Annotated in this window: 22 protein-coding genes and 2 pseudogenes; 14 read left to right on the top strand and 10 right to left on the bottom strand. The window is 39.1% G+C overall.

The window, feature by feature from the left end:
- Positions 1–124: 124 nt before the first annotated feature.
- Positions 125–1177, bottom strand: coding sequence for a tRNA dihydrouridine synthase DusB (gene dusB / locus NG743_RS23740; protein WP_027401549.1), 1053 nt, complete (start codon positions 1175–1177; stop codon positions 125–127).
- A gap of 106 nt (positions 1178–1283) precedes the next feature.
- On the opposite strand from dusB, the gene NG743_RS23735 reads away from it, so the two are divergent.
- Complete coding sequence (locus tag NG743_RS23735; RefSeq protein WP_027401550.1) at positions 1284–1778, top strand: TM2 domain-containing protein; 495 nt, start codon at positions 1284–1286, stop codon at positions 1776–1778.
- Positions 1779–1995: 217 nt separating this feature from the next.
- On the opposite strand, the gene nth is transcribed toward NG743_RS23735, so the two are convergent.
- From nth to NG743_RS23720, 3 genes are all read right to left on the bottom strand, one after another.
- Positions 1996–2667, bottom strand: coding sequence for an endonuclease III (nth, locus tag NG743_RS23730; protein WP_257121021.1), 672 nt, complete (start codon positions 2665–2667; stop codon positions 1996–1998).
- Positions 2668–2993: 326 nt separating this feature from the next.
- Positions 2994–4094 carry an RIP metalloprotease RseP gene (rseP, locus tag NG743_RS23725; protein ID WP_027401552.1) on the bottom strand — a complete coding sequence of 367 codons (1101 nt, stop codon included), beginning with the start codon at positions 4092–4094 and terminating at the stop codon, positions 2994–2996.
- A gap of 273 nt (positions 4095–4367) precedes the next feature.
- The gene (locus tag NG743_RS23720; protein ID WP_168465365.1) at positions 4368–4535 is read right to left on the bottom strand and encodes a hypothetical protein; all 168 of its coding nucleotides are present in this window, start codon (positions 4533–4535) and stop codon (positions 4368–4370) included.
- A gap of 61 nt (positions 4536–4596) precedes the next feature.
- On the opposite strand from NG743_RS23720, the gene NG743_RS23715 reads away from it, so the two are divergent.
- The 6 genes and pseudogenes from NG743_RS23715 to NG743_RS23690 all read left to right on the top strand — a co-directional run bounded on the left by NG743_RS23715 (position 4597) and on the right by NG743_RS23690 (position 9023).
- Complete coding sequence (locus tag NG743_RS23715) at positions 4597–5715, top strand: RNA-guided endonuclease InsQ/TnpB family protein (RefSeq protein WP_257121020.1); 1119 nt, start codon at positions 4597–4599, stop codon at positions 5713–5715.
- A 226-nt stretch (positions 5716–5941) separates the two neighbouring features.
- A pseudogene (locus tag NG743_RS23710) lies at positions 5942–6351 on the top strand (Uma2 family endonuclease); the annotation flags it as partial.
- A 394-nt stretch (positions 6352–6745) separates the two neighbouring features.
- Positions 6746–6964: pseudogene (locus tag NG743_RS23705) on the top strand (Uma2 family endonuclease); the annotation flags it as partial.
- Entirely contained in the window at positions 6965–7855 is an 891-nt protein-coding gene (locus NG743_RS23700) for an ABC transporter permease (protein WP_027401554.1), read from the top strand. It begins immediately after the preceding pseudogene.
- Between the two features lie 66 nt (positions 7856–7921).
- The gene (locus NG743_RS23695; RefSeq protein WP_173401696.1) at positions 7922–8086 is read left to right on the top strand and encodes a hypothetical protein; all 165 of its coding nucleotides are present in this window, start codon (positions 7922–7924) and stop codon (positions 8084–8086) included.
- 37 nt (positions 8087–8123) lie between these two features.
- Complete coding sequence (locus NG743_RS23690) at positions 8124–9023, top strand: ROK family protein (protein ID WP_027401555.1); 900 nt, start codon at positions 8124–8126, stop codon at positions 9021–9023.
- A gap of 374 nt (positions 9024–9397) precedes the next feature.
- Here NG743_RS23690 and pyrG read toward each other — a convergent pair whose 3' ends face one another.
- On the bottom strand, positions 9398–11032 hold the full coding sequence (gene pyrG, locus NG743_RS23685) for a CTP synthase (RefSeq protein ID WP_027401556.1): 1635 nt from the start codon (positions 11030–11032) through the stop codon (positions 9398–9400).
- A gap of 208 nt (positions 11033–11240) precedes the next feature.
- Here pyrG and NG743_RS23680 point away from each other — a divergent pair, with 208 nt between their 5' ends.
- Positions 11241–12995, top strand: a complete 1755-nt coding sequence (locus NG743_RS23680) for an N-acetylmuramoyl-L-alanine amidase family protein (protein WP_257121019.1) — start codon at positions 11241–11243, stop codon at positions 12993–12995.
- A 61-nt stretch (positions 12996–13056) separates the two neighbouring features.
- Here NG743_RS23680 and NG743_RS23675 read toward each other — a convergent pair whose 3' ends face one another.
- Positions 13057–13302, bottom strand: coding sequence for an HNH endonuclease (locus tag NG743_RS23675; protein ID WP_257121018.1), 246 nt, complete (start codon positions 13300–13302; stop codon positions 13057–13059).
- 321 nt (positions 13303–13623) lie between these two features.
- Here NG743_RS23675 and NG743_RS23670 point away from each other — a divergent pair, with 321 nt between their 5' ends.
- From NG743_RS23670 to NG743_RS23660, 3 genes are all read left to right on the top strand, one after another.
- Positions 13624–13908 carry a DUF5674 family protein gene (locus tag NG743_RS23670; protein WP_051424246.1) on the top strand — a complete coding sequence of 95 codons (285 nt, stop codon included), beginning with the start codon at positions 13624–13626 and terminating at the stop codon, positions 13906–13908.
- 462 nt (positions 13909–14370) lie between these two features.
- Complete coding sequence (locus NG743_RS23665) at positions 14371–14616, top strand: DUF4351 domain-containing protein (RefSeq protein WP_193963688.1); 246 nt, start codon at positions 14371–14373, stop codon at positions 14614–14616.
- A gap of 112 nt (positions 14617–14728) precedes the next feature.
- The gene (locus NG743_RS23660; RefSeq protein WP_027401561.1) at positions 14729–15115 is read left to right on the top strand and encodes a nuclease A inhibitor family protein; all 387 of its coding nucleotides are present in this window, start codon (positions 14729–14731) and stop codon (positions 15113–15115) included.
- Here the strand turns inward: NG743_RS23660 and NG743_RS23655 are convergent.
- Positions 15112–15954: a DNA/RNA non-specific endonuclease gene (locus tag NG743_RS23655; protein WP_051424247.1), complete on the bottom strand. Its 843-nt coding sequence runs from the start codon at positions 15952–15954 to the stop codon at positions 15112–15114. The two genes, NG743_RS23660 and NG743_RS23655, sit on opposite strands and share 4 nt — an antisense overlap.
- 355 nt (positions 15955–16309) lie before the next feature.
- Here NG743_RS23655 and NG743_RS23650 point away from each other — a divergent pair, with 355 nt between their 5' ends.
- Positions 16310–16870, top strand: a complete 561-nt coding sequence (locus NG743_RS23650) for a hypothetical protein (protein ID WP_257122176.1) — start codon at positions 16310–16312, stop codon at positions 16868–16870.
- A gap of 9 nt (positions 16871–16879) precedes the next feature.
- Here NG743_RS23650 and NG743_RS23645 read toward each other — a convergent pair whose 3' ends face one another.
- The 3 genes from NG743_RS23645 to NG743_RS23635 all read right to left on the bottom strand — a co-directional run bounded on the left by NG743_RS23645 (position 16880) and on the right by NG743_RS23635 (position 18727).
- On the bottom strand, positions 16880–17221 hold the full coding sequence (locus tag NG743_RS23645; protein WP_039204260.1) for a hypothetical protein: 342 nt from the start codon (positions 17219–17221) through the stop codon (positions 16880–16882).
- Between the two features lie 39 nt (positions 17222–17260).
- Positions 17261–18244, bottom strand: coding sequence for a tyrosine-type recombinase/integrase (locus tag NG743_RS23640; protein ID WP_257121017.1), 984 nt, complete (start codon positions 18242–18244; stop codon positions 17261–17263).
- Between the two features lie 312 nt (positions 18245–18556).
- Entirely contained in the window at positions 18557–18727 is a 171-nt protein-coding gene (locus NG743_RS23635) for a hypothetical protein (RefSeq protein WP_257121016.1), read from the bottom strand.
- Between the two features lie 252 nt (positions 18728–18979).
- On the opposite strand from NG743_RS23635, the gene NG743_RS23630 reads away from it, so the two are divergent.
- On the top strand, positions 18980–21508 hold the full coding sequence (locus NG743_RS23630) for a hypothetical protein (protein WP_257121015.1): 2529 nt from the start codon (positions 18980–18982) through the stop codon (positions 21506–21508).
- Positions 21509–21535: 27 nt separating this feature from the next.
- Positions 21536–22312 carry a sulfite exporter TauE/SafE family protein gene (locus tag NG743_RS23625; protein ID WP_257121014.1) on the top strand — a complete coding sequence of 259 codons (777 nt, stop codon included), beginning with the start codon at positions 21536–21538 and terminating at the stop codon, positions 22310–22312.
- Positions 22313–22328: the final 16 nt, after the last annotated feature.

Below are 22328 nucleotides of genomic sequence, written 5' to 3'. Positions count from 1 at the left end.
GGCGCAGAGGACACAGAGGAATAAGGGTTTGAGAGATTTTTGCGTTAGGTGGTTGAGTATTTTTTTATTTGGAAGTCCCTTAGCTTGTGTTAACCTATCGCTTAACCTCACCTAGAAATCAATGCTAAAGTGCAATAATAGCTGGTACTTCTTCTTCAATTTCATAACCATTTGCTAATCTTTCTATCGCACCATCAATCAAATCTAAACCTTGTTGGACAGTTTCCATTAAACTTAATTTACCCCGTAAATCAGCCGCACCCATAAAGCCTTTAGCATACCAAGTCATGTGTTTACGAGCTTGACGTACCCCCCTATCTCCTTTGTATTCCCATAAAGCAAAAAGATGTTCTCTGGCACATTCTAAGCGTTGAATTGGGTTAGGTGGTGGTAATAATTCTCCAGTTTTTAAGAAATGATCAACCTCACCAACTAAAAAGGGATAACCTAAAGTTCCACGAGAACACATTACTCCATCTGCACCAGTTTGTTCTAAACATTTTACCGCAGCTTCTACAGAAAAAATATCCCCATTCCCAATCACAGGAATTGACAAAATTTCCTTGACTTTAGCTATCCATTCCCACCGCGCATTACCATTATAACCTTGAGCGCGAGTGCGTCCATGCACGGTAATCATTTTCGCTCCCGCGTCTTCCATTCTTTTCGCAAAATCAAGAATAGTAATTTCCTGATCATTCCAACCAATGCGGGTTTTTACGGTTACAGGAACATCTACCGCTTTGACAACTTCCCGCACAATTGCTTCCGCAATTTCTGGTTGACGTAATAAAGACGAACCACCACCATTTTTAGTAATTTTATTCACAGGACATCCCATATTAATATCAACAGTATCTGCACCTTCAGCAACTGCTTTTATGGCTGCTTCTGCTAAAAAATCGGGACGACAATCAAATAATTGAATACTAATAGGTCTTTCTTGAGGATCTACTTCCATGATTTTTGGTAATTGGTTAACATAGTGTAAACCCGTTGCATTTACCATTTCCGTATACATCATGGAGTCTGGTGCATAACGACGCACCAAACGCCGAAACACCAAATCAGTTACCCCTGATAAGGGAGACTGTAAAACACGGCTTTTAACCTCAAATGAGCCGATTTTTAGAGGTGTGGAAAGTCTAGCTTGCAGTTCAGGAGAAAGGGAAATCATGGTGATAAATAAATATAATGGTTAATTGGGGAATCGAAGACTAACCAAGGGTAGTTAATTGCAGTGTGGGTTTTTAAACCAGTAAATCCTAATGGACATAAATAAGATGACTATAAAAAATACTGAACATAAAGACCGTCTTCTTGTCTCTTACCTCTTGTGTGGGGCTGGTTTTTTGGGAATAGGTGGTTTACATCGCTTATATAATGGTAAAACGGCTACTGGTTTATTATGGTTCTTTACCTGTGGGTTCTTTTACTTGGGACAAATCTATGATTTATTAATCATACCTAACATGGTGGACGAATATGAGCATAAATTGCTACTAAAAGCAGGTTTATCACCTTTAGGCGTATCCATGAATGAACGGATATTTATTTCCCAAGTTCACAAACCGACGGAGAAACCAATGATTGTTAAACTAATAGAAGCCGCAGAAGCTAAGGGTGGTAGTTTAACTGTAACTCAAGGTGTTAAGGCTACAGGAATGAGTTTTGCAGAAGTCGAAGCTACACTCCAAGAAATGCTGAAATCAAATCATATCAGAATTGGTAATGACCCCATTTCTGGAGTCGTAACTTATTATTTTGATGAATTGTAATAATCAAAAATAGCATCTTTAAGTAGTCGGACAAAATTAAATTCACTCTTGAGAGAGGGAACTCTTAACTGGGAACAGGGAACAGGGAACAGGGAACAGGGAACTCTTAACTGGGAACAGGGAACTCTTAACTGGGAACAGGGAACAGGGAACAGGGAACAGGGAATAGGGAACTCCCTCGGTTTTTTCAAGCCAACTCATTTAGATTATGAATGAGTTACTTTGTTTTTTGTGACTTTGCGGCAGATAAATTCATATCACACAAGTCAACCAACTTACAAATATCACAACTAGGAGAACGGGCTTTACAGACAGCCCGACCATGATAAATCAATCTAATTGACCAATTTTCCCAATCTGGTTGGGGTAATAACTTCATTAAATCCTTTTCAATCCCCACAGGTTCAGTATTTTTTGTCAATCCCAAACGCTGACTTAAGCGCTTGACGTGAGTATCTACAGTTACTCCAGCATTAATACCATAAGCATGGGCTAAAACCACATTTGCAGTTTTCCGGGCTACTCCTGGAAGCTTTAATAAATCTTCCATTTTGTTGGGAACAACAGAGTTAAAATCCTGAACAATCATTCGACAAGCGCCTTGAATATTCTTGGCTTTATTACGATAAAAACCTGTCGAACGTACCAATTCTTCTAACTCTGTTAAATCTGCATTTGCTAGACTTTCCGCGTCAGGAAATTTGCCAAATAATCCTGGCGTTACTTTGTTTACCCTTTCATCTGTACATTGAGCGGAAAGAATAGTTGCTACTAATAATTGTACAGGGGTGGCATAATCTAGGGAGCAAGTTGCGTCTGGATAAAGATGCTGGATACGGGAAAGAATTTCTAAAGCCCGTTGTTTTTTGGTTAGTGATTTGCGACTCAATCAATTCTCTCTTGTTAGTGGTCAGTTGTTAGTGGTCAGTTGTCAATAGTTTTTTGAATTTACTCATCTATTATTGCCTAATGGGAGCATCCCAAATGTGCAAATTTCCCAAAATAAAATATAGAATCCAGCCGACTGGAAGTCACGGCTACACAGGCAAAACCCACCTGCGTGGGTTTTAAATTTCCCTAGTCCGCGTAGGCGGACTTTGTTTGTATAGCCGTGTATCCCTGACGGGAGCGCATCTTTCTAATCGCCAGCTTATTTCTGCAAAATTGGGATGATCCCTTGCCTAATTGGCAATTGACGTTAATCAGCAAATGTATTTACTGAAGTAATTTTTGTACCCATTCTAGCTGGGATGTTAATTGGGTTGTTTCTTTGACAATTAGGAAAATACCTAATCCTAAAAGTAACACTAATCCAGTTTGCATCACACCTTCTTGAATTTTGTTAGGTAAAGGCTTACCAAATAATCCTTCAATGAGTAAAAAGGCTAATTGTCCACCATCTAAAGCAGGAAGAGGCAAAATATTAATAATTGCCAGGTTAATACTAATAATTGCCGCAAAAGAAAATAAATTTGTGCTATCACTAGCTGCTAATTGTGCGCCAATTTGGACGATTTTCACAGGACCGGAAACTTGTCCCACCGTTTGCCCAAAATTAGTAACTAATTGCCCAAAACCTTGAAATGTTCCTACAACTAACTGTTGGAAGCGATTAGCAGCAACTTTGATAATCTCGACAATATCTTGAGGACGACGATAAATTGCTTTACCATTTGGACCCAATTCAATTCCTACCACACCTTTACCATCAGCACCTTGTTTGGGTGTTAGTTTCAGGTTGGTTTGTTGGGTTTCGTGTTGAATTTTCAGGTCAATTTCTTGATTAGGGTGGGTTTGGATTTCCTTGGTTAATAATGTGGTTGCATCTTTACCTAGTGGAATTTCTTGACCATTCACAGCTATAATAATGTCTCCTTCCCGAATCCCTGCTTGATAAGCGACGGATTGTTCGTTTACAGGTTTGACAAGTACACCTGGTTGATACTGAAATTCTTGGGGTATACCAACGATTCCCAGTTGTAAAGCCAACATTAAATACGCAAAGATTAAATTGGCGATTACACCGGCACTAATGACTATGGCACGGTCTAAAACTGGGCGGTTACGCAGTAAGTTTGGGTCATTGGGGGGAATTTCGCTATCTGAATCATCATCGGGAAAGCCGACAAAACCACCCAAGGGGAAGGCACGGATAGTGTATTCTGTTTCTGATCCTTGGTACTTTAAAAGAATCGGACCAAAACCCAAGGAGAAGCGGTTAGCATAAATGCCTTGAGAACGGGCGGCTATGAAGTGTCCCAACTCATGTACTAAGATCAAAATAGCCAAAACTGCGATCGCTGCTAAAACTGACATAGAGCAAATTAATCAAAATATTCGGATATATATTCTTATTGTAGTTTGGGAATGGGCAGACAGAACCCATTTCCTGTATTAGTTTTGTCTCGGTTGGGCTATCCTTGCCCAGATAATGCAGTTGCATTACTTTTTTGATATAATCATTGGCTGCAAATTTGATACAGTGTTATTAAGAAATTGGGTAACGGATAATGCCTTAATTCTCAGCAGAAATTTCTATGGATGGGGGTAGAAGCAGCTTGATAATTTCTACCCATAACTATCCATATATTACTGTTTGTCCAAGTCTTCAAGAAGTTGATCAACAAAATCCCTCAACCGTTGCTGCCAATCAGGGACGGTTTTAATTTTTTCCCTGACTCCAGGTAAAACCTTAAATTGCAAGGGTGATTTATCGGAGGCTACTTGATTTTGTGGCTTAAATTTAATCCGAGGCATTGCCAAATCTTAATATATCTGATATACTAGATGTCATAACACAACATTGAAGGTCGAATCAATGCTTTTATCATTCAAAACCGCATTAATTCCAAATAACGGACAGGTTACAGCTTTTCGTAAAGCATCTGGAGTAGCTAGACACGCCTATAACTGGGCAAATGCTCAAATCAAGGATATTTTAGCTGCTCAAAAAGAAGGCGAAAAACTTAAATTACCCTCAGCGATTGACTTGCATAAAAAGTTAGTCGCCGAGGTTAAATCTGAACACGCTTGGTATTACGAAGTTAACAAAAATGTCCCACAAAAGGCGTTAACTGACTTACGCCAAGCATGGGATAGGTGTTTTTCCAAAACATCGAAACAACCCCGATTCAAGAAAAAAGGACAGCACGATTCTTTTTATTTAGAGTCAGGGACTAAGGCGAAACCGTTAATTAAAAACGATGGTAAAAGAATTAAATTACCGTCAATCGGCTGGGTAGGTTTAGCAGAACCTTTACCGATTACAGTAACTCATAATTGCGTGATTTCTAGACAGGCTGATAAATGGTTTATTTCTGTTAAATACGAAGTTGAAAAACCTCCTATACTTGCAGACAGACCGACCATTGGCGTTGACATTGGTATCAAAGAATTAGCAGTTTGCAGTAATGGTGAAGTATTCAAAAACCCCAAAGCCTACCGCCGGATGAGTAAACGCATGAAACGTTTACAGCGTAGTGTGAGCAGGAAAATTAAAGGCTCTAATAACCGTAAAAAAGCTGTGAGAAAATTAGCTAAATTACACGCCAAAGTTTCTAATATTCGCAAGGATTCTATTCACAAATTAACCTACTATCTAGCTAAAAACCACAGCATAATTAAGATAGAAGATTTGCACGTTAAGGCATTTTTGAAGAACCACAAATTAGCAGGTGCAATTGCAGATTGTGGGATGTATGAATTTCAAAGGCAATTAGAGTACAAAACTGAGAAGTTCGGGAGTGAATTAATCCTTGTAGATAGATTCTTTCCTAGTTCGCAAATATGCTCTAACTGCGGTAATCATCGTCATAAAATGCCATTAAAAAGCCGCGTTTATGTTTGTCCTGATTGTGGACATAGAGAGGATCGTGACCTCAACGCAGCTAAGAATATTGACCGATGGTTTGTGGATATTTTTATCCCTGTAGCGTAGCGGTTCTTTTTAGGAACTACGGTCAGAAACGGTAAGTTCTACCGAGATTGTCTGTCGAGTGGAAAAACCTCTTAGAAGTCATTCTAAGACCACGATGAAGCAGAAAATAAACACTAAGATTATCGCTGTCCAGATGTGTCTAGACTTTGGTAATTTTGGGTAAGTTTTATAGAACGGAGGTTACACTATAGCTAACTCACTCTACAATTTTATAGGCGGGTAAATTATGATTCAAGCTTTACCTCAAACTAAATTAGTCAGCTTTGAAGAGTTTACAGAGTGGTATCCAAATACAGGAGTCCGCTATGAATTACATGATGGAGTAATTGTAGAAATGACACCACCCGTAGGAGATCATGAAGAAATTGTTGGATTTTTAGCTACACAAATTACATTAGAGTTTAGTCGGCTAAAACTTCCTTACTTCATCCCCAAATCAGCAAACAGCAAATCAGCAAACAGCAAATCAGCAAATCAGCATACTTACCAGACATAATACTGTTAAATCGGCCTAATCTCGTCAATGAACCTTTGTGGAAAAAACAGTCTACTATTAGTGAATCTGCGTCTGTTCCTCTTGTGGTGGAAATTGTCAGTACAAATTGGCGTGATGATTACCACAAAAAATTGGCTGATTGTCAGTAACCCAGCCCTAAAGGGACTGGGCTTGCAAGAGTAATCAAGCAAGCCGTACTGACCAGACCACCCTGAGTTTACTCTCATGGTAGCCGTTATTTGAGTCACGACACCCCGGAATGCGTTGCTAGTTCCCTGCTCTGTCATTTGCAATTAAACAGTTTTAAGGTCACTGAAACAGTGTTGCAAGTCTAAAAAGCTCTTATAACAGGTCGTTCGCGCAGCGTGCCGGAGGCATCTAGCTAACATTACCCCAGAAATGGGAGTTGGTTTCCAGGTTCCAATCAAAAATCTGGTTTTAATTTTAATTTAATATCCACAGCGGTTAAAACCGCTCGTGTCGTTTCCCTCTCAGGTCTAAAGACGCGCTCGTTTCCCACTTACCGGGTATTCTTATGAACAAATGGGGATTGTTGAATATTGGATTGTTGATTATGCTGCTTTAGGTGGTAGAGCATTTATTGGCAATCTCAAACAACCAACTATTTCTATTTATCACCTAATAGATGAAGAATATCAAGTTAGTCAGTTTAGAGATAATGACCTGATCATATCACCAAGTTGGCCAGAGTTAAATTTAACTGCTAATCAAATTTTTACAGCCGGTGTTTAGATGACCATCACAAAAAAGCAATTACCGAATTTCTGGAAATTTCCGAAAAATCCTAGCCTCTCCCAGCGATTAATGCAGATTGGGTTAGGTATGACTCTATTTTTCATCTTTTTAGCCTTTTTTGCTCCTGTTTTCCAAAGTTGGGGGTGGTTGCAAAACCCGAAGGAATTTCTTGCTAATCCTATTCATGAAGCACCTTCGGTTAAACATTGGTTTGGCACAAGTCGTTTAGGCTATGATGTCTTTTCTCGCAGTGTGTTTGGTGTGCAAGCGGCGTTGCAAGTTGTGACTTTAGCAACATCTTTGAGTATGATTATTGGTGTGCCATTAGGAATGGTTAGCGGTTATTTGGGAGGAAAATTAGATAAAGCTCTACTGTTTCTAATGGATAGTATTTATACACTGCCAGGATTGCTACTGTCAGTAACATTGGCTTTTGTCGTGGGGAGAGGTATCTTAAATGCAGCGATCGCCATTAGTATAGCCTACATTCCCCAATATTATCGCGTCGTTCGTAACCACACCGTTAGCGTCAAAACTGAAGTGTACATTGAAGCTGCACAAGCAATGGGGGCTTCTACCTGGGTTGTCTTATCTCGGTATCTATTTTTCAATGTTATTCAAAGCGTCCCCGTCCTCTTTACCCTCAACGCCGCAGATGCCATATTAGTCTTAGGCGGTTTAGGATTTTTAGGTTTAGGATTACCCGAAGAAGTACCGGAATGGGGATATGATTTAAAACAAGCTCTAGAAGCACTACCTACAGGCATTTGGTGGACTACCTTATTTCCTGGTTTGGCAATGACAACTTTAGTTGTAGGGTTATCACTACTTGGTGAGGGGTTAAATGAATTTGTCAATCCTCGTCTGAGAAGAGAAAATAGGCAATAGTTATTGGTCATTGGTCATTGGTTATTGGTCAATTAACAAAAATGTAATTATTACTGAGAGAGTTTTGTGAACGATAATATGACTTTAATTGCGGCTGCTACAGGTGGATTAATGCTTTCTGTAGCCTTATCTGGTATTTTAAAAGGCGCACCAATCACAGATTGGCAACAGGTACACAAAACTTCATACCCAATTGCAAATGTACAAGTTATTAAAAAGGGTAATGGGTAATTGGTAATTTGGAAAAATAACAACTGACTAATGACTAATGACAAAACAAGTAATTGGAATTGACTTAGGGGGGACTGCGATTAAGTTGGGACGATTTACAGCAGATGGTAATTGTTTACAATCTTTATCTGTGGATACTCCCCAACCTGCAACACCAGAGGCTGTATTATCTACAATAGTAGATGCGATCGCCCAAATTGACCCCAATAATGAAAGTATCGCCATTGGTTTGGGTACTCCGGGTCCTGCTGATGCTACGGGACGAATTGCCAAAGTTGCCATTAATCTCATAGGATGGCATGATGTCCCCTTAGCAGACTGGTTAGAAGCCAAAACGGGTAAACCGACAATTTTGGCAAATGACGCTAACTGTGCCGGTTTAGGAGAAGCTTGGTTAGGTGCAGGTCGAAATTTCCCCAATTTGATTTTACTAACTTTAGGAACTGGGGTTGGTGGCGCAATTATTCTTGATGGTAAATTGTTTGTCGGACATCAAGGTGCAGCAGCAGAATTAGGTTTAATTACCTTAAATCCCGATGGGCCGATGTGCAATAGTGGCAATCAAGGTTCATTAGAACAGCATACTTCCATATCTGCCATCCGTCGCCGCACAGGCAAAGAACCATCAGAATTGGGCGCACTTGCCCAAACCGGAAATCCAGAAGCCTTGACTTTTTGGCAAGAATATGGTAAAGACTTAGGAATTGGATTAACGAGTTTATTATATGTGCTAACACCCCAAGCCATTATTATTGGTGGTGGTGTAAGTGCAAGTTTTGAGTTTTTCTTACCGTCATTAACAGCAGAAATCGAAAAACGAGTTTTACCAACATCTCGCGCAGGTTTGCAAATTCTCCCAGCAGAATTAGGAAATGCAGCAGGAATGGTAGGCGCTGCTAAATTAGCATTAACAATTAGACAAATATGCGTATCCTAAAACCTTTGTAGAGACGTTCCATGGAACGTCTCTACATTATTTCTCGGAGATGTCTATTAAATAATGGGACAGAGTTAATTATACAACTGAATTTTTCTGTTCCCTGTTCCCTGTTCCCTGTTCCCTGTTCCCTGTTCCCTGTTCCCTGTCCCCTGTTCCCTGTTCCCTGTTCCCTGTTCCCTGTCACCTGTTCCCTGTTCCCTGTTCCCTGTTCCCTGTTCCCTGTTCCCTGTTCCCTGTTCCCTGTTCCCTGTTCCCTGTTCCCTGTTCCCTGTTCCCTGTCCCTGTTCCCTGTTCCCTGTTCCCTGTTCCCTGTTCCTGTTCCTGTCCCTGTTCCCTGTTCCCTGTTCCCTGTTCCTGTTCCCTGTCACCTGTCACACTTGTACAGGCTTAGGTGTAGCAGTTGCAGAATGGGATTGAGAAATGGCAGCGATCATCAATCCTTTGAATAAAGGATGAGGTGCATTAGGGCGAGATTGAAATTCAGGGTGAAATTGACAAGCGATAAAGAAGGGATGTTTGGGATATTCGACAATTTCCACTAATCTACCATCTGGAGATGTGCCACTCACTAAATAACCAGAATCTAATAACTGACTACGGTAAACATTGTTGAACTCGTAACGGTGACGGTGGCGTTCGTAAATGACCTCTTCTTGATAAAGTTGGAAAGCTAGAGTGTTGGGAAGTACCCGACAAGGATATAACCCTAAGCGCATTGTTCCGCCTAAATCTACTACATCTTGTTGTTCTGGTAACAGGTTAATAACTGGATTATCCGTATATTGGTCAAATTCGGCACTATTGGCATTAGATAAGCCTTCGACATTTCTCGCCCATTCAATGACAGAACACTGCATTCCTAAGCATAAACCTAAAAAGGGAATTTGGCGATCGCGTGCGTATTTAATCGCGGCAATTTTCCCGTCTATCCCCCGACTACCAAAGCCGCCAGGAACGATGATAGCATCAACACCTGATAGATAGTTTTCCGGTGGTTCATTTTCCAAAACTTCCGAGTTTACCCACCGCAGACGCAAATCACCATGAGTTGCAATAGCCGCATGACGTAAAGACTCAACCACAGAAAGGTAGGCATCACCCAACCGCACATATTTACCAACAATGGCGATTTCGACGGTGTGTTGAGGATTATACATCCGGTCTACCATCGTTTCCCATTGTGTCATATTGGGTTGACGTTGTTCCATTTGCAGTAAGTTGAGAACTTGTTCGGCTAATCCTTCCCGTTCTAAAATTACTGGAACTTCATAAATACTACGGGCATCTGGACTGGTAATAACACATTCTACAGGGACATCACAAAACTCTGATAACTTTTGTTTCAAGCCCACAGGAATGGGGCGATCGCTCCGACATACTAAAATATCTGGTTGAATGCCAATGGATCTCAATTCCTTCACAGAATGTTGAGTAGGCTTGGTTTTCATCTCTCCCGCTGCCGCAATCCAAGGCAACAAAGTAACGTGCATATATAACACATTACGCTTTCCTACTTCCTTTCGCAATTGGCGAATTGCTTCTAAAAATGGTAGTGATTCAATATCACCTACAGTCCCACCAATTTCCGTAATCACGGCGGAGGGATTAGTTTCTTTAGCAACTCTGAGAATTCTGTCTTTGATTTCATTGGTAATGTGGGGAATTACCTGAACAGTGCCGCCATTGTAGTCGCCTCGGCGTTCCTTGTTAATAACTGACTGATAAATTAAGCCAGTAGTAACACTGTTTAATCGAGACATATAAGTATCAGTAAAGCGCTCGTAATGTCCCAAATCCAAATCTGTTTCTGCACCGTCTTGGGTGACAAAAACTTCCCCATGTTGAAAAGGACTCATCGTGCCTGGATCAACGTTAATATAGGGATCGAGTTTAAGAATCGAAACCGAATAATCCCGCGATTTAAGCAAACGTCCCAGACTTGCTGCTACAATGCCCTTACCAATACTGGAAACAACGCCCCCAGTTACAAAGATAAACTTAGTCATAGTATTTTCAATTTCTAGCAACTCTTAATAGATTTTGTTCCCGAAGGAGAATTTGTGTAGACAATGTTGGAGGCTTGTATGCAGGATGAATTTTACCCGATTGAATTCTCTTGTTTGAGACCAATGTATTGCCACTTTTGCATTCATATTTGATTCCATCTTGGCTATTGTGCCACAGTCTCTATCCTCAAATCTTCTGTGTTTGTCCATGAAAAAACTCTTAGGGTTAGTATTATTTAATTTCTTAGTCACCTCCTCAGTTGCATTAGCACAAGAACCACTTTTAGTAGTTTTTCCCCCTACAAACTACCAAACCAGCACAGAAAAAATATTTTTTATCGGTACAGCACCCTCCCAGGGTCAGGTTTTAATTAATGGTAAGCTAATTAACCGTAGCAAGGCTGGGCATTTTTCCCCTAGTTTTCCCTTGCAGTTAGGGGAAAATATATTTAAAGTCCGTTACCAAAATCAAGAACGAGAGATTAAGATCATCAGGGTGTCCACTCAACCTGAGTTACCCCAAGGTTTAGGCTTTGCTAGGGATTCCTTGACTCCTGCTGCTGATATTGCCAGATTACCAGGAGAATTAATTTGTTTTAGTGCAGTTGCACCACCTCAAGCTACTGTTTGGGTGAATCTGGTAAATCAAAATATTGCCCTTTTACCCCAACCTTCCCAGGCACAATTACCTCCAAATTCAAGTGTCTTGACGGGGTTAAATCAGCCTAATCTTTCTAGTCTTACCAAATACCAAGGTTGTACAACAGTCGCAAATGCTGCTGATTTAGGAAAACCTCAATTTAATTTACAAATTAATGATCAAAGAATAACTCAAACTGGTTTAGGCAAAATCGAAATTCTGTCCCCGACACAGTTACCAGTTGCAGAAATTGCATCAGAATCAGGCGTTACTCGCACGGGATCTAGTACAGATTATTCACGACTTACACCATTGCCAAAGGGAACTATGGCGAGTGTTACGGCTAAGGACGGTGAATGGTTGCGCTTAGACTATGGTGCTTGGATTAATAACAAGGAGACTAAAATTATACCAGGTGCGGTTGCACCACAGACGGTGATTCGGAGTGTGGGCTATCGGCAATTAGCTGAAGCGACAGAGATTCGTTTTCCCTTAGAAACTGCTGTGCCGGTGAGTGTGGAACAGGGAAACAACTCCTTCACTCTTACCCTTTACAATACCATTGCCCAAACAGACACAATTCGCCTAGATGATAATCGCCTGATTTCTCGCCTAGATTGGCAACAGGTAAGTCCCACACAGATCAAATATACTTTTAACCTCAAAAACATCCAACAGTGGGGCTATAAGCTGAGATATGACAATACAACCTTGGTTTTAACTTTACGTCATCCACCTGATCTGAAAAATAGCAACCGTTTACCTTTATCTGGTATCAAAATTGTACTTGATCCAGGACATGGTGGTAAAGAATCTGGCGCTAGTAGTCCAACTGGGTATTTAGAAAAAGATGTGAATTTGATCATTTCTCAATTGCTGCGAGATGAGTTGGTGAAGCGCGGCGCTAAGGTGGTGATGACGAGGGAGGATGATCGTGATGTGTCTTTGGGGGAACGTCAGGTAATTATTAATACAGAAGAACCTGCGATCGCTGTTTCCATTCATCATAACTCTTTACCGGATAATGGTGATGCGGAAAAAACCAAAGGCTTTGGTACTTTTTGGTATCATCCTCAATCACACAGCCTTGCAATATTTTTACAAAATTATGTAGTTAAAAAACTTGGTAAACCTGCCTATGGTGTGTTTTGGAATAATTTAGCCCTGACTCGTCCCCATACTGCACCGGCGGTATTATTAGAGTTGGGTTTTATGAGTAATCCTTATGAGTTTGAGGAAATAGTTAATCCCCAAGCACAGAAGAAAATGGCTAATACTTTGGCTGACGGGATAACTGAATGGTTTAAAACGGTGAAAGAATAAGACCCCACCCCTAACCCCTCCCCGCAAGCGAGGAGGGGGACTGGATTAAAAGCTTTTTTTACTAAGTATCAAAATGTCGGCGAAAACGATTGTCAATGTTATTAGTTTTTTGCTGATTACAAGTTAAGCAGAGAGTTTGTAAATTACTAATATCGTTTTTTCCGCCACGAGATAAGGGGATAATATGATCAATGCTGAGTTGAGTTTCTTGGGAGATTTTACCGCAGCTTTGACATTGATATTTGTCCCTTTGGAAAACGTAGGTTCTGACTTCTAGGGGTATGGGAATGCGTGGGGTTTTGTTCATAGATTGATATTTTGTCAGAATCAGGATGTCCAGGATTTGAGGATTTACAGGATGTGATTTGGTGTTTATATTTTGGGATTTCTTGATTTGATATTTTTAAAATAAAATTCTTATTTTTCACTATCTTCGCTAATCATAGTAATAAGTATATAGCACTTTGCGTAACCATTAGGTACAAGAGGGAACTAGCACTGCTGCAAGCAGTTCATTTTTTTTGTGGAGTTCTCTAAGGGACTTCCAAGAAATAAATTATCCTGATTAACGAACCACAGAGGCGCAGAGGACACAGAGGAATAAGGGTTTGAGAGATTTTTGCGTTAGGTGGTTGAGTATTTTTTTATTTGGAAGTCCCTAATCAAGATTTATTACGGTGGACAGCTACACGCTGAGTGCGAAGCAGTATTATTGAAAGATGGTAGCAAGCAAAAAGACATTTGGGGTGCAGATTGGATACCATTTACACAAAAAATGGCTTACGAATCAATTATTAATATTCGCCCAAGTCAAAATAATCGTTCGATGATAATTCAAGACCCAGCCATACGAGAACGTGTTACACAAATTACTAAGAGTTTAATAGGTGGTTATGAACCAGAATTTAGATGAAAAAATCTGTACTGAAGTTGCTGAACAATCTGGTTTTTGGTCTGAACAAGTATTAGATATGTCAGGCTTGCTATCTGAATCTATTGCATAGTTGTAGAGACTTGCTTACAGCAGTGCTGGTTTTCTGTGTAGAATACCAATAAGGTAACATTATTAATGATGGTAACTGAATCAATTTTATTCAGAGGAAACAGGGAACGGGCAACAGGGAACAGGAAAAACTCATGTTTAAAAACATGAGATTGAAATAATGACACTGTTTTTTTCGTGCTACGCATCTTTTAAAAACATTCTTTTTTTGACTGAAGCTCTAAACTGGTGCAAATGAGTGTTTCTTATTTGCTCCCAGTTAAGATTTCCCTTCTTTTGTAACTATTTTAGGCTAGAATATTAGATAGATATCAACAAATCAAAGTAGAGGGATTAGTCGCTAAAATTAAACATTTAGAGGAGGAAAATCAAATGCCTTTCATTAGTCCAACAGAAGAATTAGCAATGGAACGGGGGGTAGAAAGGGGAATAGAGCAGGGAGAACAACAACTGATTTTCCGACAACTAAATCGGCGATTTGGTGAAATTGAATCATCATTCATTGAGACAATTTGGACATTATCAATTGAGCAATTAGAATTACTCGGTGAAGCACTCTTGGATTTCTCCTCTATCATTGATTTAGAACAATGGTTAAAAAATAAACCAGAGTCCTAGAAATAACAACCCCACTTTTCATTAATTGTGGGGAACACTAAAAACTGAGAAACTGGAATTAGAGAAAATTAAATTATTAGGGATAGTTACACTACACTTCTTGAACGCTAAAATGACCAACATCACAAACATATTAAAACAAGCCACCGACGGGTTACTGATGACCAGTGAATCAGAGTACCCATTTGAGGTTTTCGCATGGGAATCCGCAGTATTGAATGAAGCTACAGTATTAAAAAGAACGGGTCATTCTCAGGAGACACCCGTTAAACTTGTGGAAATTGATGATTTCTTTAGAAACTCTGTGAGTGAGGAAAATTGGTACGAAGACGAGGAAAAAGCCACTGTGAAAAAGTTTCAGAATCTTGTGAATCTCTTAAAAACTAATTTAATAGATTTACAAGTTTACAAAATAGGTAATAGAGAAATTGATGTTTACATTACCGGTAATACCCCTGATGGTATAGCAGGGGTTTCCACAAAAGTTATCGAAACCTAAAGATCATCAACTTTGCTTTCAATCACCCGTTGAATATTGGGAGAAACATTAGAGAGAAAATCATACCCTGTTAGTTTTTCTAGGGTATCCACACTGGTTCTAAAGACCTTCCAATTATTATCAAGTTGTTCATCATTGGGGATATTGACAGCAATAACACGGGTATTACTGCTAATACCCTTGAGTCCAGCATCAGGATCTAGGACTACAACAATTTTCCAAGTGGATTGGGGAATTGTGACTAGGTTTTTCAATTTACCTTTACTGCCAACCGGACCAGCAATAATATAAAGTTCCTTACCTTGTGATACTAATTCCCTAGAATAATCCTCCAGATTCCCCCAAGTATTCCTATTATTATCGGGTGTTTGGGGCATCATATTTGTCATTAAGAAGGTTGCTGTATTATCTTCAATGCTACGGGTTCTGTCAGCCGATGGGGTAACGTGACCTCTATCATACCCTGAACCATTATAAGCAGTGGGTTTGATGTGTTCCCAATCTTCAGGTAATGTGTTATCTGGTCTAAAGTTATCTTGACGTGGGGTATCCCCAAACCATGATTTATTTAACTGCCAACTTACCCAATTAGGAGTACCATTACTGCGATTGTAAGACAGTACATACTGGGGTTTTATCATCAAGTCATTATCAGGGTTATTGATGTTGGTTGTGGCTTGACTGGGATTACCCAACAGTAAATGAACCGATGGTATATTTCTAGCAAATAATTCTGGTTCTAGTTCTAAAGTTTGTGCTTGTGCCGGTGAACAAATCAGTAGCCCAATTGCAAAACTAATTAAAAATCGGACTTTTAGGACTTTTATAAACTTGATCATAAATTACTCGGTTATTATTGAAACACTTAAACAAACTTTCAGAGGGAACAGGGAACGGGCAACAGGGAACAGGAAAAACTCATGTTTAAAAACATGAGATTGAAATAATGACACTGTTTTTTGAGATGCGTAGCACGAAAAAAACATCCTTTTTTTGACTGAGCTTTAAACTGGTGCAAATGAGTGTTTCTTATTTGCTCCCAGTTAAGAGTTCCCTGTTCCCTTCTTTTGTAAAGCAATTAGGTCAACAATGGCAATCTACTCATACAATCTTTTGCTATCTGCCAGGGAGTCAGAAATTCTTAGAGGAAACTTGGATTTGGGTTTACAATATTCGATATCAACTACAGATATCATGACTACTAACAAGACCCCGCCCAGCGAGATGATTCGCGTGCCAACTCCACTAATTCCTGTAGTCCGCCATCTAGCCAAAATCCACCGCGATGGTCATACAACGGCGTTATTGCAAGGATTACAGGAATTGATAGCCCAGTTCGATAGCAGTGTAAAATTAGAAGCAACCAGCGAATTACAGCAGGTGGAGGAGAAGCTGGGGGAACTGGAAACGCACCTTTGCCAGCAAGATCAACAGGTAGACTCTAAAATAGAAGCGCTTAGTAAACAGTTGGAAAAAATTGAGAAAGCAATAGTTTCTGGTAAATACGGTGGTGGTAATTCTAGACCCCGGCGCTCAGGATATCCCTACCAGTATCAACAACAAGCAGTAGAAATAACTTCTTTCGCTCCTGAGAACTTAGCGCAACGGTTGGGGGTAACACAGCAGAGTTTAATTACGGAACGGGAAAGCAAGAGTGAGCAGGAATTTATCAGTTGGTCCAGAAATCGTGACCCGATGAGTTTGGGGTGGAAATTTCAGGTTAGTGATGGGTTGTATTATCCAGTCAAACAGTAAGGGATAATATTAATTTTTCTCTGGTAGAAATAATAATGACTCAACTAATTCATCAGTGAGTTTACCGTCACTGGAACGTTTAAGTTGTTTAATATCTACGCGCACCTGTGAACCAGCTTCTACCTTTTCCAGTAGAAAGTCAGAATATTTTTCAATTGACTGTTTAGCTTGCTCCTTTTTCTTCCAGACTTGAGCCTCATGAAGCATACTTGTTACGCCAATAAATTCCTCTCCAGTTTTTTCATGAAAGTCATTATAATTGAATCTCACAGCATAAGCTTTGACTTCTGGTATTAACTGTAAGATGTATCCTAATTGTTTTTCTGGCTTTACACCAAACCCTTTAGCCATTTTTTTTACTTCTAAAAACTAACTACTAATAAAATATTATCACTTCCGTTTGGGAACAGTAATTGCTTGTACAGCCCGTTGTTGAACTTCCTCACCCCGACGGTCATATCTAGAAGTGAGTTCAGGTGAAGCATGACCGGCTAATTTTTGGACAGTAACAATATCAGTGGAATCTAACAACTCAGAAATAAAAGTCCTGCGAAAATCATGAGCAGAAAAGTTTGTTACCCCAGCTTCTACACCCCGTTTTTCCAGAATAAACAGCACTGCTTGAGGTGTCAGTTGTCGTAAAGTTACCGCCCCAGATTTATTAATGTGACAGATTAAAGCCCCCGCTTCTCTTCCTCTAATTTCTAACCAGTCTTCGATAATTGGCAACACCCCATCTGGTAAATAAACAGTGCGGTCTTTACCACCCTTACCACTGCGAACTTTCACACTGCCAGAATGGAAGTCACTCAACATTAATTTTACTGATTCCCCCCGGCGTAACCCCGCACCTCGCAAAATTGCTATCAAGGCCGCATCTCTATAACCAATGGGAGTAGGGTCATCAAAACAAGTTTGCATCAGGGCATTAATTTCAGCTTCAGATAAAAAACGCCCCTTGAGTTCCTTAGACAGCTTGATATTAGCGATATCTACCGCCCTAGCAAAATCTCTAGCATCCATTAATTCAAGTCGTAATGCTTCTTTCAAGACTCTCCTTAATGCACTCAGCATTTTATTAGCTGTGGCTGGTGCATATCTTTCCATCAGTATACACCGTAATAAAGCTGTATGTTTATAACGCAGTTCAGCCCAATTTAATGTCAGCGCATCACATTCATTGCTGGTAAGGATACGAGCGATAGCGAAGCGCTCCGTAGGAATCGCATTGAGAGATTGCCCCATCGCCGCACGAGAACCAGCGGACAGATTGGAGAGATAGACAGCGGCGGGGTGTTCAGTTAGGGGTGTGGGTGCAGTCAAAGCTAGGGAATTGACAACAGTTATTTCACCAATTTCCGGGGATTCATTCATTTACTTATCCGAATAAAGATTCTAGTTAGTTATATTCTGATAAGTAATATTGTACTTTTACCTTTTCCCCTCTCTAAAATTTATTTGGTCTTGATTGGGTAATTTCTGTGGGGCGATTGGGCGAATCGCTGTGGAGGGCTTTGCGATTCCTGCTTCGCTATCGCCCTCTAACTCTATAAAAATTCCCCCTCTCTAGAATCTATATTTTTCTGCTTGACAAAATATTCACACATTGGTTAATCTAAAAAGTAACTAAGAATTGTAAGTTATTTAATCCACATTCCTAAGAAATATGCGATCACTTAACCATATTCAAAAAACACCCATTGTCCCTGTTCGTTTGGCGATTTTATCTCCCGATATGGTGACAGTAACCGCTAGGAATTGATTGACGGAAAGGTGTTTGGGACGGGATGTGAGAATGCGATCTTTGGCAACCCACTTTGGGGCTGGAGGATGGCAGCGACTATCTCTGCAAAGCATTGGAGATGCCGCTTTTCAGGCGGGTTAACTCATTGACTTAATTGCTCAAATAGTTTAAATTAGACGTAAGATACCGACATAGGGATAACGGCTCTATCGTCTGAACGATGCTAATGTTCATTTTGAACATTTTTAAGCGATTTAGGTATCTGCAAACGCCGAAAATCGTTGAAACCTATTTTGGACAGCATAGTAAAGTCGATAGAGTCGGGATAATTTACAAAAATCAATAAGAACTTTTAAGAAAAGAACATGGCGAACACAATCAAAGATTTCAAATTAACAGCCATCACTAGAGGCAATATAATTTGCCCGAAATGTGCAGCCTGTATGGGAATACACGATCCTAACTCTTTCCAGTTAATCTTAACTGATCGTGCTAGAGATCACATGGAAGACAGATTACTTGAATTGCGTAGTTTTACTAAAGGATTAGAAGCTTATCTCACGAGTAAAATATACAGCATTTCCATTTCTGCTGATTTTGGCACACCTTATGAAGACGAGAAAAATTCATATTTTCAAGACCTTGCTGAAAAGCTTGAATTGCAAAAGAATGAATTTAAAGTGAATAGTTATGGCATATTTGAAGGACACGATGGCATCAAAAAACACGCTGAAGCTTTCAAGAAACAAATAGATCCTTATAGATTTGTTGATAATTTTAACACAGAAATTCCCGATTTAAGTTTAAGTGAAATTAAAATCAATAGCTCCGAGGATGAAAAGAAACAGGCTTGCGAGAGCTATCTTAAATATTTAACTGGAGAAGGGATAGAAAGAACCAGTAATGGGTTAATCTATAATCTCATTGCTGAACAGACAAAAATTGAAAATAAATTGGATGATGAAAAACTATACGGAGTTGTCAAAGAGATTGTTAAAGAAATTTTTCCCACTTTAAGTAAATACTATGATTTTATAGATGTTAATATTAATTCATTAGGGGATAAAACTAAAGGGGCGAAGGATAATGTGAAGCGGGCAAGATTGCTGTTGGTTATGCTCCATGCCAATGATTTCTATAAAAACCCTCAACGTAGCATTACACCAGAGCATACGGAAATACTTAGCGAATTTTTAAAACAACAATACAAATTACCAGAAAAAACAACTGTAAGTATTGAATTGTTAAGTCAACTGGTTGCCTCAAGAGTTCTTATAGACAATAAATCTAATCTGCTAAATTTTTGGAATTCTCCTGATTCACAAACATTTAGCATTATTCCCTATACTGATTTTCTCAAAAATTTGTTTGATTGGAATACATGGAATGCTGCTGTTGCTAAACTCACGGGAGTTGAAAAGAAATATACAAATTGGTTAAAACATCTGGATCGACTTATTAATGTTGCTTGTACCAATGAAGTAGAAAAAGATAAGGAAGAATTTAATGTTAACTTGGAAGGTGAAGATATTAAGGTTGAAACCGTAGCTTATGCAGATCAAATGCCATCAAAAGATTTGCCAGAAAATAATGAAGAAAGTAAAAAAGAAGTGCCACAACCTGAATCAGTGCTACAACCTGAACCAGTATATGGAAAACCTAAAGATACCACCGTCAGAAAATATCAACCCTGTGGTTGGTCTCCCAGTAAGCGAAAAAGTCATTCCATTGTAATTTTAGGCTCTCCAGGAACGGGGAAAACCTGTCTTTTACAGTCTGGTCTAGCTAAATTGAGACTGCACGCAGCTACGGCTGGGATCACAATAACCCCTGAAGATAACGCATCTCGAAAAGATTTATTTGAGTTAGAGGAAAATTATCGAAAAGGCGATGTTAAAAATTCTACGGCTGTCAACCTAGCTTTGAATTTACAGGTTAGCCAATTGGAAAATACGCAGTATATAAACCGTTTTACATTTATTGACATACCTGGACATAAAGTATCATCTTTAGTGAGTCAAAAAGAGAAAGAGAGGGTAGATTCAGACTTAAGAAGACTTTTGTTTAATGCTGACACAATTATATTTCAATTTGATTTTTGGTCAGATGATACATTTTTGAATCATCTTCGTGAAAATAACCCAGAGGCATTTCAACAACAATTTGTTCTATCTGATCAAGTAAAAGAATCTCATGAGACTCGAAGAGATAGAATTCCACAATTTGATTTACAGTGGGAGTTACTAAAATTGCTCGCAGAAGAAGGTCAAAAAGACATTGATAAAAAATTCATCTTTGTCTTCCCCAAAATTGATACATTGGCTTTTTCGAGTAACCAAGATAATGATAAAAAATATAAACAACATTACTTTTTCAGGGATTTTTACAAACAGTTAAAAGATATGCGGTTAATTGTCCCATCTGGCTCTAATAATGTTAATCCTGATGAAGAAAATTTTAACAATATGTACTCGGTAGCTGGTGCGGGTATTAAAGGCAAAACACAATTTCAAATTTGTCAAGACATTTCTCGGCTCGGCAAAGAAAGCATTAAAAAAGTGGCAGATGTTTTTCAATCTGATACGCCAGTGGAACGTAAACAAACTTTAACAGATCATATTGAAAAACATCTTATTCAATTTATAGAAGATCGATTTCATGGACAAGATAAATATGGAATAGACAAGACTTGGTATTTGCCTGTATCTGCTCTGGGTAAAACGCCTAATCTCAAAAATGGTAGGTTTTCTTTAGAGGGAAAATCACCTAACCCAATCATAGCCGAGTATGTTTTTCTACTTCCTATCTTATTAGCTTTTGAAGAACAGAAAAAAGAAACTGACGCTCTAAAACAAAAAGCGGAACAAGAGGACAAAGGGGTAGCCAATATGTAACTTTTTTCCATTTCAATTGCCATTATTATGACTATAAGTGAGTTACGTTGGTTGTTGTTAATTATTACAGGTTTAGCTTCTGGACTTTTGGCTAAACTAATAGATGTAGGCGGTGGAATTATTTTAGTACCTGTTTTACTCACATTAGGTCATAGTTATAGCCAATCTGTTGCTACAAGTATCTTTGCAATTTCCCTTGTTTGCCTTTATCGTAGTTTTCAGAATTGGCGAACCAGTAATCTACAATTTCAGAGGATGAGTGTACTAGAATTTTCAGCCATAGTTACAGTTCTAGTAAGCACATCTTTCGTGAATATTGTTCCTCAATCTATTTTAGAGATTGGATTTAGTTTGTTTTTACTACTCAATATTTATTTAGCTCACTTACGCCGCCAATTATCTCTTAATGCTGACAATACAAAATCTAGCAACATAAACCCTCTGATTGCTAAGATGAGTATAGGAGTCAGTGCTGGCTTATGTGCTGGTTTATTTGGAGTTGGAGGCGGGACAGCGATTGTTCCTCTGCGAATGTTGTACTTTGAAGAAAATGTTAAAATAGCTATCAAAAAAAGCATGGGACTCATACTACTAATGTCAATAACAGCTTTGTTAGGGCATATTAGACAAGGTAATGTACTATTTTTAAGTGGGCTAGTTCTAGGAATAGGCGGGACAATCGGCAATCGGATCAATAGTCTGTATTTGCCTAAATTATCTCAAAAAAAAGAGGAAATTATTTCTAACTCGCTCTTGATTATTTTGTCAATTTATTTGCTAGTGAGAGCTTTTGAAATATTTTAATATTTATAATGAAAAA

The organism is Dolichospermum heterosporum TAC447, assembly GCF_024584745.1.
Taxonomy (GTDB): domain Bacteria; phylum Cyanobacteriota; class Cyanobacteriia; order Cyanobacteriales; family Nostocaceae; genus Dolichospermum; species Dolichospermum heterosporum.
The sequence above is the reverse complement of the archived record's forward strand: the minus strand, read 5'-3'. Positions and strand labels throughout refer to the sequence as shown.

Coding starts and splice junctions, on each gene's coding strand:
- NG743_RS23635 (WP_257121016.1), bottom strand. CDS start 18,727: ATGCTTTGCAGAGATAGTCGCTGCCATCCTCCAGCCCCAAAGTGGGTT.
- NG743_RS23655 (WP_051424247.1), bottom strand. CDS start 15,954: ATGATCAAGTTTATAAAAGTCCTAAAAGTCCGATTTTTAATTAGTTTT.
- NG743_RS23735 (WP_027401550.1), top strand. CDS start 1,284: ATGACTATAAAAAATACTGAACATAAAGACCGTCTTCTTGTCTCTTAC.
- dusB (WP_027401549.1), bottom strand. CDS start 1,177: ATGATTTCCCTTTCTCCTGAACTGCAAGCTAGACTTTCCACACCTCTA.
- pyrG (WP_027401556.1), bottom strand. CDS start 11,032: ATGACTAAGTTTATCTTTGTAACTGGGGGCGTTGTTTCCAGTATTGGT.
- NG743_RS23630 (WP_257121015.1), top strand. CDS start 18,980: ATGGCGAACACAATCAAAGATTTCAAATTAACAGCCATCACTAGAGGC.
- NG743_RS23625 (WP_257121014.1), top strand. CDS start 21,536: ATGACTATAAGTGAGTTACGTTGGTTGTTGTTAATTATTACAGGTTTA.
- NG743_RS23690 (WP_027401555.1), top strand. CDS start 8,124: ATGACAAAACAAGTAATTGGAATTGACTTAGGGGGGACTGCGATTAAG.
- rseP (WP_027401552.1), bottom strand. CDS start 4,094: ATGTCAGTTTTAGCAGCGATCGCAGTTTTGGCTATTTTGATCTTAGTA.
- NG743_RS23680 (WP_257121019.1), top strand. CDS start 11,241: ATGAAAAAACTCTTAGGGTTAGTATTATTTAATTTCTTAGTCACCTCC.
- NG743_RS23700 (WP_027401554.1), top strand. CDS start 6,965: ATGACCATCACAAAAAAGCAATTACCGAATTTCTGGAAATTTCCGAAA.
- NG743_RS23675 (WP_257121018.1), bottom strand. CDS start 13,302: ATGAACAAAACCCCACGCATTCCCATACCCCTAGAAGTCAGAACCTAC.
- NG743_RS23665 (WP_193963688.1), top strand. CDS start 14,371: ATGCCTTTCATTAGTCCAACAGAAGAATTAGCAATGGAACGGGGGGTA.
- NG743_RS23660 (WP_027401561.1), top strand. CDS start 14,729: ATGACCAACATCACAAACATATTAAAACAAGCCACCGACGGGTTACTG.
- NG743_RS23645 (WP_039204260.1), bottom strand. CDS start 17,221: ATGGCTAAAGGGTTTGGTGTAAAGCCAGAAAAACAATTAGGATACATC.
- NG743_RS23720 (WP_168465365.1), bottom strand. CDS start 4,535: ATGCCTCGGATTAAATTTAAGCCACAAAATCAAGTAGCCTCCGATAAA.
- NG743_RS23650 (WP_257122176.1), top strand. CDS start 16,310: ATGACTACTAACAAGACCCCGCCCAGCGAGATGATTCGCGTGCCAACT.
- NG743_RS23640 (WP_257121017.1), bottom strand. CDS start 18,244: ATGAATGAATCCCCGGAAATTGGTGAAATAACTGTTGTCAATTCCCTA.
- NG743_RS23715 (WP_257121020.1), top strand. CDS start 4,597: ATGCTTTTATCATTCAAAACCGCATTAATTCCAAATAACGGACAGGTT.